The 12,757-nt window shown below is 72.1% G+C and carries 8 protein-coding genes and 1 pseudogene; 7 read left to right on the top strand and 2 right to left on the bottom strand.

Annotated elements, in window-relative coordinates; all coding sequences use genetic code 11:
• The first annotated feature begins 5 nt into the window (after positions 1-5).
• The 4 genes and pseudogenes from QNO07_RS03070 to QNO07_RS03055 all read left to right on the top strand — a co-directional run bounded on the left by QNO07_RS03070 (position 6) and on the right by QNO07_RS03055 (position 6,321).
• The gene (locus QNO07_RS03070; RefSeq protein WP_283989813.1) at positions 6-2,033 is read left to right on the top strand and encodes a beta-galactosidase; all 2,028 of its coding nucleotides are present in this window, start codon (positions 6-8) and stop codon (positions 2,031-2,033) included.
• On the top strand, positions 2,030-4,471 hold the full coding sequence (locus tag QNO07_RS03065; RefSeq protein ID WP_283989812.1) for a glycosyl hydrolase family 95 catalytic domain-containing protein: 2,442 nt from the start codon (positions 2,030-2,032) through the stop codon (positions 4,469-4,471). The genes QNO07_RS03070 and QNO07_RS03065 overlap by 4 nt, the downstream gene beginning before the upstream one ends.
• A 78-nt stretch (positions 4,472-4,549) precedes the next feature.
• Positions 4,550-5,766: pseudogene (locus tag QNO07_RS03060) on the top strand (helix-turn-helix domain-containing protein).
• Positions 5,767-5,892: 126 nt separating this feature from the next.
• Entirely contained in the window at positions 5,893-6,321 is a 429-nt protein-coding gene (locus QNO07_RS03055) for an ATP-binding protein (protein ID WP_283989811.1), read from the top strand.
• Between the two features lie 61 nt (positions 6,322-6,382).
• Here QNO07_RS03055 and QNO07_RS03050 read toward each other — a convergent pair whose 3' ends face one another.
• Both QNO07_RS03050 and QNO07_RS03045 read right to left on the bottom strand, forming a co-directional pair.
• Complete coding sequence (locus QNO07_RS03050; protein WP_283989810.1) at positions 6,383-7,066, bottom strand: alpha/beta fold hydrolase; 684 nt, start codon at positions 7,064-7,066, stop codon at positions 6,383-6,385.
• Positions 7,067-7,216: 150 nt separating this feature from the next.
• Positions 7,217-8,284: a LacI family DNA-binding transcriptional regulator gene (locus tag QNO07_RS03045; RefSeq protein WP_283989808.1), complete on the bottom strand. Its 1,068-nt coding sequence runs from the start codon at positions 8,282-8,284 to the stop codon at positions 7,217-7,219.
• Positions 8,285-8,614: 330 nt separating this feature from the next.
• Here QNO07_RS03045 and QNO07_RS03040 point away from each other — a divergent pair, with 330 nt between their 5' ends.
• The 3 genes from QNO07_RS03040 (at position 8,615) to QNO07_RS03030 (ending at position 12,327) form a co-directional block, all read left to right on the top strand.
• Positions 8,615-10,000 (top strand): MDR family MFS transporter, encoded by a 1,386-nt coding sequence (locus tag QNO07_RS03040; protein WP_283989807.1) that lies wholly within the window; start codon positions 8,615-8,617, stop codon positions 9,998-10,000.
• 134 nt (positions 10,001-10,134) lie between these two features.
• Positions 10,135-11,679 carry a DUF1996 domain-containing protein gene (locus QNO07_RS03035; protein ID WP_283989806.1) on the top strand — a complete coding sequence of 515 codons (1,545 nt, stop codon included), beginning with the start codon at positions 10,135-10,137 and terminating at the stop codon, positions 11,677-11,679.
• A gap of 36 nt (positions 11,680-11,715) precedes the next feature.
• Positions 11,716-12,327: a hypothetical protein gene (locus QNO07_RS03030; protein WP_283989805.1), complete on the top strand. Its 612-nt coding sequence runs from the start codon at positions 11,716-11,718 to the stop codon at positions 12,325-12,327.
• Positions 12,328-12,757 lie beyond the last annotated feature (430 nt).

Below are 12,757 nucleotides of genomic sequence, written 5' to 3'. Positions count from 1 at the left end.
CGCCCGTGCCCACCCCGCGGCCCGCACTCGCCCCTGACCCGCCTTCGCTGCGGACCGCGACCCGCGGACGCATCCTGTTCGGCGGCGACTACAGCCCCGAGCAGTGGCCCGAGCAGACCTGGCAGGAGGACGTGCGCCTGATGAAGGGCGCCGGCGTGAACTCCGCCACCGTCGGCGTCTTCGCCTGGTCCCGCATCGAACCCACCCCCGGAGCCCGGGAGTTCGACTGGCTGGACCGCCTGATGGACTTGCTGCACGGCAACGGCGTCTCGGTGGTGCTCGCCACCCCCACCGCGTCACCACCGCCGTGGATGGGCCGCCTCCACCCGGAGACGCTGCCCCGGGACGCGGACGGCCGGACCGTGTGGTGGGGCTCGCGCCAGCACTTCTCCCACTCCAGCGCCGTCTACCGCCGCTACGCGACCGCACTCACCGAGGACCTGGCCGCCCGCTACGCCGACCACCCGGCACTGGTCATGTGGCACATCAACAACGAGTACTGCACCTACGACTGGGGCGACGAGTCGGCCCGCGCGTTCCGCAGCTGGCTGCGCGACCGCTACACCACACTCGCCGCCCTCAACGAAGCCTGGGGAACGGCGTTCTGGAGCCAGCACTACAGCGACTGGGAGGAGATCATCCCGCCGCGCCGCGCCCAGTACCTGCCCAACCCGACGCAGGTGCTGGACTTCAAGCGGTTCACCTCCGACGCGCTGCTGCGCTGCTACCTCGCCGAACGCGACATCGTCGCCCGGCACACCCCGCACCTGCCGGTCACCACCAACTTCATGCCGTTCTGGCAGGGCCAGGACGGCTGGGAGTGGGCCCGCCACGAAGACGTGGTGTCCGTCGACAGCTACCCCGACCCCAAACCGGTGGAGGGCTCGCACGCCGCAGGCGCCCGGCACCACGCCCTGATCGCCGACATGACCCGCTCCCAGGCGGGCGGCCCCTGGATGCTCATGGAGCAGGCCGCGGGCCCGGTGAACTGGCGCGGCGTGAACCACCCCAAACCGCGCGGCCTGAACCGGCTCTGGTCGCTCCAGGCGGTGGCCCGCGGCGCGGACGCCGTCTGCTACTTCCAGTGGCGGCAGTCCCGGCAGGGCGCGGAGAAGTTCCACTCCGGCATGGTCAGCCACGCCGGGGAGCACGGCCGCGTGTACCAGGAGGTCAGGGAGCTGGGCGCCGAACTCGCCCGGCTCGCACCCGAGGTCACCGGGCAGCCGGTGCCGGCCGAGGTCGCGGTGCTGCACGACTGGGAGTCCTGGTGGGCCGGCCAGCAGGACGGCCGTCCGTCCACCGAGGTCGACTACCCGCAGGTGGTCGCCGCCTGGCACCGGGCGCTCTGGGACGCCGGGCTGGCCACCGACTTCGCCCATCCCGTCAGCGGCGACCTGGCCGCCTACCGCATGGTGGTGATCCCGCAGCTCTACCTGCTGCGCGACGAGGCGATCGATCGCCTGGTGCGCTACGTCGAGGGCGGCGGCACCCTCGTCTGCGGATTCCACACCGGCGTCGCCGACGCCGACGACCGGGTCCGCGAGGGCGGCATGGACCACCGGCTGCGTGAACTGTTCGGCATCCGCACCGTGCACGAGTGGTGGCCGCTGGACGCCGGGGAGACCGTGGACTGCGGCACGTTCCGCGGCACGCTGTGGTCGGAGGAGCTGGAACCCGCCGGCACCGCCGAAGTCGCCGTCGCGTACCGGACCGGTGAACTGGACGGCCTACCGGCAGTGTTGCGCCGCGGCCGGGCATGGTACCTCGGCACGCTGCCCGAACCGGACGGGCTGCGCGGGCTGCTGTCCCGCGCCGCCGCCGACGCCGGAGTGCACCCGGTGGTCGCCGGACTGCCGGAGGGCGTCGAGGCGGTACGCCGCGGACCGCTGCTGTTCCTGCTCAACCACACCCGGCAGGCAGTGGAGTTCGACGTGCCGGGCACCCACCGCGACCTGCTCGGCGGCGCCACCCACACCGGCCCGGTCACCCTCGCCCGGTACGGCGTGGCGGTGCTGCGGGAGGCCACGACGTGAGCGCGGGCTCCTGGGAGCCGGCGCCCGCAGCCCGCTGGGAGGACGCCTACCTCAGCGGGAACGGGCGGCACGGCGCCATGGTGCTCGGCGACCCGGACGACGACCGGGTGATCGTCAACCACCACAGCCTGGTCCGGCCCAACGGCAGCGAGCACGCCGGACCGCCGCAGCTCGCCGACCGGCTCCCGTCACTCCGGGACCGGCTGCTCGCCGGGGACACCGACGCCGCCGACACCTTCACCGACGGGCGCCCGCTGCTGTGGGTGCAGCCCTTCCACCCGGCCTTCATGACCCGCTTCCGCCACGCTTCCGGGGGCGGGGGCGAGCCGGGTGGGACGTCTCCGGTGGGCGGGGCGGGCGCGGCGCCGGAGGGCGCCGACGCCCGCGCCCTCGGCTACCGGCGGGAGGTGGACTACACGTCCGGCGTCGTCACCGCCCGCACCGCCGACCGCGACAGCCGCGTCTTCGTCTCCCGGGCCGACGACGTGATCGTGCAGCACCTCCGCACCACGGGCGACATGCACGCGGACGGCCGCGCGGCCCCGCCCAACCGCCCAAGCCCGGGCGGCCTCCGGGGCCCCCACGGCCTCCGGCGCGCGCCCGACGCGGGTGGCGGGATCAGCGGGCTGCTCTCGCTCGACCACCGGCTGCCCGGAGCCCCCGACCGCCTGGCCGTCGGCCACGGCACGGCCCTCGTCCCCGAGGGCGCGCTGCTCAGCCTGCGCGTCCGCTACCCGGACGCCGACGGCCTCGGCTTCACAGGCGTCACGCTCGCCCTGGTCCGCGGCGGCCGGACCTCCATCTCCTGCACCGGCGCCGCGATCGAGCACGCCGAGGAGGTGCTGCTGCTCACCCGCGTGCGACGGCACCGCGGTGACGGGGACACACCCGCCGCATCCGACGCCCTGCGCGCGCTGCTGCCGCCCGACGCCACCCCCGGCACCGCCTTCGACCACTTCCTCACCCGCCATGTGGTTTTGCACGCAACGGCGTTCGGACGTGCGTCGCTCTCCCTGGACGCGAAGGCCGACGGCCGGGCTGCCCCCGGCAGCGAGTTGCTGGCGGGCAGTGACGAACACGCCTTGCTGGAACGCCTCCACGCGGCCGGGCGCTATCACCTGCTGTCGGCGTCCGGCATGCTGCCGCCACGCCTCACCGGGCTGTGGACCGGGGACTGGGACACCGCCTGGTCCGGCGCGTTCACCACCAACGCCAACCTCAACCTCCAGATCGCCGCCGCACCGGCGGCGGACCTGCCGGAGGTCGGCGCGGCGCACGCCGCCCTGGTCTTCGGCCAGTGGGACCACTGGCGGGACAACGCGCGGGCCGTGTTCGGCACCCGCGGGGTCGTGGCGCCCTCCCACACCGACGGCGAGTCCGGCCACACCCGCCACTTCCAGCGCGCCTACCCGCTGCACCTGTGGACGGCGGGCGCCGACTGGCTGCTGAAGCCGCTGCTCGACGAGGCGGAGGCCACCGGCGTCCCGCACCCGCGCCTGGCTGCCGCCCTGGCCGAAGTCGCCACCTTCTACGAGGACTTCCTCACCCGAGCCGGTCCCGACGGACAGCTGGTACTGGTGCCGTCCTACTCCCCCGAGAACCGCCCGGCCAACGCCTCCTGGGTCACCCGCAACGCCACCATGGACGTCACCGCCGCCCGCCACGCACTGCTGACCGCCGCAGCCCACCACCCGGGGCCGGACGCCGACCGGTGGACGGCGCTGGCCGACCGCCTGCCCCCGTACCGCGTCAACACGGACGGCGCGCTGGCCGAATGGGCCGACCCGGACCTGGCCGACAACTACGACCACCGTCATCTGAGCCACCTCTACGGCGTCTGGCCGCTGGACGAGATCACCCCCTACGACACCCCGGACCTGGCCGCCGCCGCGCACCGGGCACTGGAACTGCGCGGCGCTGAGAACGACTCCGCCCACGGCCACCTGCACCACGGTCTCATCGCCGCCCGTCTGGCCGACGCCCCCCGCGCCGAGGCCTGCCTGCGGGCGCTGCTGGTCGGCGACTACTTCCACGACTCGCTGATGAGCGCGCACTACCCCGGACGCGACGTCTACAACGCCGACGCCGCCCACGCCCTACCCGCACTGCTGACCGAGATGCTGCTCCAGTCCACCCCGCACCGCCTGGTGCTGCTGCCCGCCGCCCCGGCCTCCTGGCCCGGCGGCGCCCTGCTCGGCGTCCGCACCCGCTTCGGCGCCCGCGTCGACCTGACCTGGGGCAACCGCCTGCGGACCGACCCGGAGGCGCCGGGTCCGCGAGCCGGGCAGCAGGCCGAGGAGAGCGCGGGCGTGCCCTGGCGGGCCGTGATCACCCCGGACCGCGCCGGGCGCGTCGAACTACGCGCCCCCGGCACGTCCACCCGGCCCCTGACGCTGGTCGCCGGGCAGGAACTGGTCGTCACCTCCGCCGGGGCCTGACATGGTCCCGCCCGGCGGACGGGGACCGGGACCCCAGGTCCGGCGGCTCCGGCGGCCCCGGCGACGTACGGTGGCAGCGTGGCAAACGAAGACCTGGGACGGACTCTGCGCCGCTTGCGCCGCCTGGCTTCCCTGACGCAGGAAGAACTGGCCGACCGATCCGGCCTGTCCGTCGACGTCATCCGCCAACTCGAACAGGGACGGAAGCACTCGGCTCGCCTTCCCACGCTCCACGCGCTGGCCAACGGTCTCGGCGTGGAGCTGACCACCCTTCTGGGTGACCCGCCCGCGGTCGCGTCATCGGGCGAGAACGACGGGCCGCGCTTCGTAGCCGTGCGCCGCGCCGTCATGCCGGCGCTCTGGGGCCCGGAGCCGGTCGCGCCCGAGCCCGGCTTCTCGTTGGACGGCCTGCGCGAGCAGATCGCAGACGGCTGGACGCAGTACCACGCCGCCGAGTTCGACACGGTCTTGCAGGCGCTGCCGAACTTGATCTCGGACGCGCGCGCCGCCACTGCCCACGGCAGCGACGAGGCCCGCGGGGCCGGTTTCGCGGCCCTGGGCAAGGCGCTTCAGCTCGCCGGGCACATCGCCGTGCGGATGGGCAAGACCGACCTCGCCCTGACGGGCCTGGAACGCGCCATGGACGCCGCAGGACGGTCCTGCGACCCACTGCTCCAGCCGATGATCGCCAACTCCGTGGCGTGGACCTACCAGCGGCAAGGGCGCCTGGAGGACGCGCTGCACATCGCTCTCCGGGCTGCCGCCGACTTGGCGCAAGCCGACCGTACCGGCACGGCCGACGGCCTGAAGGTGTGGGGCGCACTCACCATGAGCGCCGCCACCTCCGCCGCCCGCAGCGGCGACTACGCACGCGCGACGAGACGATGATGGAGGCGGCGGAGAAGGAGGCAGCCCGCGTCTCGAAGATGCCCGACAGCGGCGACAACCGCATGGTCAGCGTCTTCAGCCCGTCCTCGGTCCGCATCGAACGTGTCCGCCTGGCGGTGCAGTACGGACACCCTCAGGACGCGTTGACGCTGGCCAAGGGCATGCGGCTGAGCAAGGACACCCCGCCGTCCTGGCGGACGTGGCTCCTGCTCGACGTCGCCCGGGCCCACACCGACATCGGGGATGCGGCAGGGGCGGTGAAGGCCCTGGAGTCCCTTCGACGGGTGGCACCGACATGGATGCGGCACCACACGCTCGCCGTGGCAATAGTGCGCGACCTGTGGGCACTCCCCAACCACCCGTCAGGGCTGCGTCCGTTGGCGGAGTTCCTGGAGATCGTCACATAGCGTCGCGAAAGTGGGACGTAGCGTCCCTGGAGGCAACTCGGGCGACTCGGTTGCATGGACGGACAGCACTCCGCGGCCTCCTCTGTGGTCTCGGGGTTCGGCCGAGCCGAGAAAGCAGACCGACAAATGCAGCCACCTGTGACGCTGACGTGCTCAACCGGCTGTCCGCGCTACAGCGAGACGCTTCCGCGTGAGCCCGGAAGCGCGGCCACCGCCCGCCGTCTGGTGCGCGTCGCCGTCGCCGTCTGGGGCCTGGACGAAGCAGCAGACGACGGCACCCTGGTCGTCACCGAGTTGGTGGGCAACGCGGTGCGGCACGCCCGGGGCCACCTCATCCGGGTCACGGTCAGCCGACCGGCAGCGGCACGGGTGCGCATCGGTGTCGTGGACAGGTCGAAAGCTCGTCCGGGACTCATGAGCCCCGGCACGGAGGACGAAGGCGGGCGCGGCCTGGCGCTGGTGGCAGCGCTGGCCGGTTCCTGGGGCTGCGATCCGCTGCCGTGGGGCAAACGGGTCTGGGCGGAACTGCACGTCGCAGCGCAGACGCGGAGGTGAGTCCGACCAGCATCCGCTGGGGCGGCCGGCAGCGGGATGACCACCCGACCCGGGCACAGCGCTACGAGCTCGCGGCCTCCGCCAGGACGCGGGCGAGATCGCGGGGGCGGGTGGCCATCGGCCAGTGGCCCGAGTCGAGGTCCACATACTCAAGGTGGGTGGCGCGGGCGAGCTCGGGGCTCTCGCCTGCGGCAATCCACTCCTGCGCCTGGGCCGGGGTGAACTCGGGGCATACGACCACGACGGGGACGCCGAAGCGACGCTCGTCGGTCAGGTGCACGACTCCCCTGGCGACCCCCTCGGGGACGGGGATGGCGGCGGACGCAAAGCGGTGCCGGGTCTCCTGGTTCAAGTCGGCGGAGTCCGCCCCCTCGAAAGGGCCCCAGCCCGGGAACGGCATGGCGCCGCCCTCGATCGCGAAGTAATCGGCGTAGGCCCGCCCGTCGGCGACGGGGAAGCCGCCGACCAGTGCGACCTTGGCCACCTTCTCCGGCCGGGCGTCGGCGGCCAGCCAGGCCAGGCTCGATGCGGCGGAGTGCCCCACCACCAAGGGCTTCCCGGGCGCCGCGTCGACGGCGGCCACCACTGCTGCCAGCTGGTCGTCGAGCGTCACTGAGGTGGTGCCGTCGCCCTGGCCGGGGAGGGTGAGCGGCACGGGACGGTGGCCGAGCGCGGTGAGTTCGGGCACGACCTCGTCCCAGGCGGACCCGTCGAGCCACAGGCCGGCGATGAGCAGGATGTCCACGGTTGTTCTCCCCGGAGGAGTCGGATCTGCTTGCCGGCACGCTACCGGGAGGCTCTGACAACGGGCTCAGACCGCCCCAACCCGGCGAACCTTCCCGGTCACAGCACCAGCGGTCCCGGTCCGCTGTACTCCTCGTGCCCGAGAACAGGTTCAGGCGGGCAGCGCCGCGTCGTTGCCCGGAACGGGCGGCGGGGAGGCCGAACGCTGGGCTGCCGTGCCGAGCGCGGCGGTGCTCTCACGCACGGTCAACTCCGGCGGCAGCAGCACCACTTCGTCAGAACGGCGGCCCTTGAGCTTGGCGACGACCTGCTCGACCGCGTACCGGCCCATCTCCTGCGCGGGTACGGCGACCGAGGTGAGCGGCACGGACGCGTGCGCCGCCACCTGGTCCGGGCAGATGGCCATCACCGACACGTCCTCGGGCACGGCTCTGCGCTGCTGCCGCAGCAGGGCCAGCAGCGGGTCGGTCGCGGCCTCGTTCTGCACGATGAACGCGGTGACACCGGGGCGCTCCTCGTATATGCGCGCGAGCGTCGCCGCCACCCCCGCGTAGCTGCCCTCGCACGGCCGGTGCAGCATGCGCAGCCCCAACTCGCGGCTGCGGTCGCGCAGGCCGGTGAGGGTGCGTTCGGCGAAGCCGGTGCGGCGCTCGTAGACGGCCGGCGCCTCGCCGATGACGGCGATCTCCCGGTGCCCGAGCCCCGCCAGGTGGTCGACGCACAGCGCGCCGGCGGCGGCGAAGTCCAGGTCCACGCAGCTCAGCCCGGTGGTGTCGGCGGGCAGGCCGATCAGCACGGCGGGCCAGCCGGTCTGCCGCAGGGCCGGCAGGCGGTCGTCCTGCAACTCGACGTCCATCAGGATCATCGCGTCGGCGAGCGCGCTGCCCTCGATCCGCCGCACCGCCGCCGGGCCCTCCTCGCCGGTGACCAGCAGCACGTCGTAGCCGTGGGTGCGGGCGGTGGTGGCGACCGCGATGGCGATCTCCATCATCACCGGCACGTACATGTCGGTACGCAACGGGACCATCAGGGCGATGATGTTGGACCGGTTGCTGGCCAAAGCCCGCGCGCCCGCGTTGGGGTGGTAGCCGAGCGTGGCGATGCTGTGCTCGACCCGTTCCCTGGTGGACGCGGAGATGGACCGCTTGCCGCTGAGCACGTAGCTGACCGTGCTGGAGGACACTCCGGCGTGCTTGGCGACGTCAGCGAGGGTGACCACGCAGCCCTCCCGGACCTGGTGAAGCGCATCGATTCGAACGACCTCGACTCTAGGTCGGACGCCAAAGCTTGTCCAGACCAGTCGTCGAAGCGCTTCGACGGGTCCATGCGACCCCGCGCCCTCAGCGTAGGTGGCCCGGCCGCCATCGGCACCGGGTTCGGCATGACGACCGCCCCGGAGCCGACGAGGTACCGCCTCCGGAGTCGGCTCCCGGTGGCGGCTCCGGCCCGCCGGACGGTTGACGGGGATCATCAATCCGATGGCACTCGGCGGCCCACCATCCGTAACGTCCGGCGCACAGGTCCACTACTTACCGCCGGGGGTCGTCCCATGTCCGTCACCGCTCTGAGACGCGCCGCCCGGGAGAGCTTCGGCGGGCTGCCGTCCGCGTTCTGGTGGCTGTTCACGTCCACGCTCGTGAACCGGCTGGGCGGCTTCGTCGCCACCTTCCTCGCGCTGTACCTCACCGTCGACCGCGGCTACTCGCCCGCCTACGCGGGCCTGGTCGCCGCCGTGTACGGGCTGGGCGGCGTGGTGTCGTCGATCGGCGCGGGCGTCATGACGGACCGCCTCGGCCGCCGCCCCACACTGCTCGCGTCGCAGCTCGGCACGTCCGCGTCGGTGGCCGTGCTCGGCTTCGTGGAGCACCCGGTCGCCATCGCGGTGGTCGCCGGCCTCGTCGGCATGGCGAGCAACGCGTCCCGGCCCGCCGTGCAGGCGATGATGGCGGACATCGTCGCCCCGGAGGACCGCATCCGCGCCTTCGCCCTCAACTACTGGGCGATAAACCTGGGGTTCGCCCTGTCGGCGACGGCCGCCGGGCTCATCGCCGAGCACGGCTACCTGCTGCTGTTCCTGGGCGAGGCGACGCTGACAGCGGTGTGCGCACTGCTGGTGTTCGCCCGCCTGCCGGAGTCCCGCCCCGAGCCGGGCGCAGCAGTACGCACCGCCGGAACCGACACCACCGCGTCCGACACCACCACGTCCGGTTCCACGGCGTCCGCTGCCCCGGAGGCGGCACCTGCCCCGGAGGCGGCACCGTCCGTCTCCCTGTGGACGGTCCTGCGGGACGGGCGGTTCATGGCGGTCGTCGGGCTCAACTTCCTGGTGGCGACGATCTTCCTCCAGGCATACGTCACCCTGCCCGTCGCCATGTCCCGGGACGGCCTGAGCAGTTCGGACTACGGGCTGGCCATCGCGGGCAACGGCGTGCTGATCATCCTGCTGCAGATCCCGGTGACCCGTCTCATCGAGCACCGCGACCCGGCCCGCCTGCTGGTGCTGTCCTCACTGCTGGCCGGTTACGGCTTCGGTCTGACGGCCTTCGCCGGCTCGACGGCCCTGTACGCGCTGACGATCCTGGTGTGGACCCTGGGCGAGATCATCAACTCCCCCACCCAGATGGGACTTGTGGTGCGGTTGTCCCCCGTGCACGGGCGCGGCAGGTACCAGGGCATGTACACCCTGTCCTGGTCGGTGGCCGCGGTCACCGCACCGCTGGCGGGCGGCGTGGTCCTCGACCGGTTCGGCCCGGACCTGCTGTGGTCACTGACGGCAGCTGTCGGCACCGTGGCCGCGGCCGGCTACTGGCTGCTGCTCCGACGGCCCGCGACGCCCCGGCCCCAGGGGTCTGAGAACACCGGCGGACCCCGTGACGTGCCGGTTCTTCCAACTGCCTCTGCTCACAAGGATCCTGCTGAAACATCGATCCCGTAAAAATCTTGAACCACTCTGAACACGGCGTTCCACAGGTGCGTATGAGGGGGGACACGGAGTCGCGTCTCCCCTGCCCGGAAGGCTCTCCTCCCCAACAAAAGAGAGCCTTCTTCGGAACGATCCAGAGGGAATCCATGAAAAAGATGACTCACAGGCGCTCGGGCTTGCTGAACAGAACGACAGCCGCCGCAGCAGCACTGCTGCTGGGGGGCGGCGGACTGATCGCAGCCAATGTCTACGCCAGCGCCGGCACGTCGAAGGACCAAGGCGGCAGCACACGGGATGCGCCCGCCCAGCAGGCAGGGACGGTGTCCACCATCGCCTGCCCCGAAGTGGGTGACCGGCTGACGGAGGTGCCGGACTCGGCCCGCGCCGAGGTGGACCGCAACCTCGCGCTGCTCGACTCGCAGGTGGCGGACGCCTACAAGCGGATGAAGAACTCCCAGCAGGCCATCCAGAACGACGCTGGTTTTGTCAACAACGCCATCCTGGGCCCGCTGAAGGACAAGCGGACGGCGACGATCGAGCGCATCGCCATCTCCATCGGACGGTCCGCCGAACGCCCGCGCAACCTCGACGGGTTGGCGGAGTGCAACCTCCGCGACGACGTCGCCGCACCCGCCCCCAACGAGGGTGAGGGCGAAGGCGACGCCGGCAACCAGGGCCAGGGCGACGGCCAGGACCAGGGCGAGAACCAGGGCCAGGGCGACGGCCAGGACCAGGGTGAGAACCAGGGTCAGGGTGACGGCCAGGGCGACGGCGACGGCCAGGGTGACAACGGCGGCCAGCCGGCCGGCCCGTCACCCGAGGACTTCGTGGACATCACCACCGTCCAGCCCAACGTGTCCCAGGAGCGCAACCGCCGCAACGCCTCCACCGGCACCTTCACCACGGAGTGCGGCAAGAACGAGAACGGCCTGTTCAACTCCGACAACGTCATCGTCGCGCCCGGCGTGAGCAACGGCGCCCACCACATGCACGACTACGTGGGCAACCAGGGCAACAACGGCTTCGCCAGCGACGAAGACCTCGGCAACGCCCGCACCTCGTGCGCGAACGAGGAGGACCAGTCGTCCTACTTCTGGCCGGTGCTGCGCCTGCAGAACGGACAGGACGAGGCCGACGCCAACGAGCCGGGCGGCGGCCAGGACGGCAACGTCGGCCAGATCCAGCAGCCTGCAACGGTCACTCTCTCCTTCGAGGGCAACCCGCGCAACAAGGTGACGGCCATGCCGCGCTTCCTGCGCATCATCACCGGTGACGCCAAGGCCTTCACCAACGGAGACGCCAACGCCAACGCGTCGTGGAGCTGCACCGGCTTCGAAGACCGCCAGCTGAAGGACAAGTACCCGATCTGCCCCGAGGGCAGCCAGGTCGTCCGCACCTTCAAGTTCCAGAGCTGCTGGGACGGTGAGAACATCGACAGTGCGAACCACCGCACCCACGTGGCCTTCGCCGGCCGCGGCGGTCGGTGTGCCAACGGCTTCCAGGCCATCCCCCAGATGGTGCAGCGCATCACCTACGACGTGCCCCCGGGCCCGGGCTTCGCGGTCGACTCCTTCCCGGAGCAGCTGCACAAGCCCATCACCGACCACGGCGACTTCATCAACGTCATGTCTGACGACCTGATGAACCGGGCGGTGGACTGCATCAACAACGGTCAGAACTGCACCGCCTGACCGGCGACTGAACAGCCCTGAAAGGCAGGTTCACCGATGCGACTCCCAGGCCGCTCCGCAGCCGTCGCCGCTTCACTGACCGGCGTGCTGCTGCTCGCCGGCTGTGGTGGCGGCGCGGACCCCACCGAGCCCACCGGCTCCGCCTCGAAGCGGAACGGCGCGTCCGACGCGCCGTCCACCGCGACCGGCACGCTGGAGCAGCTCGCCGCGAAGACGGACTGCAAGGTCAACGTGGAGATCGACGTCGACGATCTGCGCCGGGGTATGTGCACCACCAAGCAGGGACGTTTCGTGCTGGCCACCTTCACCACCAGCAAGGGCCAGCAGTCGTGGCTCGACGAGGCGATGCCGTACGGCGGCACGTACCTCGTCGGCAAACGCTGGGTCGCCGTGGGCGAGCCGAAGGTTCTCGGCTCGGTCCGCGGCCGACTGGGAGGGGAGGTGGAAGAAGGCGAGTCGCACACCGGAGGCCACTCCGGGGAGGGCCACTCCGACGGGGACCACTCCGGGGAGGGCCACTCCGACGGGGACCACTCCAAGGAGGACTCCAAGCAGGAGGACTCCAAGGAAGGGGACCCCAAGGGGGACTCCTCCAAGAAGGACGACGACTCCTCCGGTGGCGGCAAGCACGAGCACCACGGCAGCTGACCCCGCAGCGGGACCCGGACCGCCTTCCCCCGGGTCCCGCACCGGCAACGCCGTCGGCGGCACCGACCCTCCGCGGCCGGACTTCCTCCCGGCCGCGGGGCGGCCCGACGCAGGCCGCAGCGGTCACCCGCCGCCGACCGCACCCGCTGTACCCCGCCTCTCATCGGCAGGCGGGGTACAGCCATGTCCGGGGGCCGTCCGAACCGGCCCGAGCGTCCCCGCGTCGCGGGCCGAGTGATGCGAAGGCACCGCCGGACGGCACTGTGGGTTTCGATTTGACTTGTCGGTCGATGGGAACGTGACCTGGTGTTTCGGCGGGCTGTCCAGGCATCTTGTCGAGGATTCGTCCGACAGATCTGTCGTTCTCCTCAGGCCGTGATGCGGTGTGGGGGTTCGCGCCAGGCGGCTCGGTAGCCCTCGGCTGCGAAGG

The organism is Streptomyces sp. 549 (assembly GCF_030124175.1).
Taxonomy (GTDB): domain Bacteria; phylum Actinomycetota; class Actinomycetes; order Streptomycetales; family Streptomycetaceae; genus Streptomyces.
The sequence above is the reverse complement of the archived record's forward strand: the minus strand, read 5'-3'. Positions and strand labels throughout refer to the sequence as shown.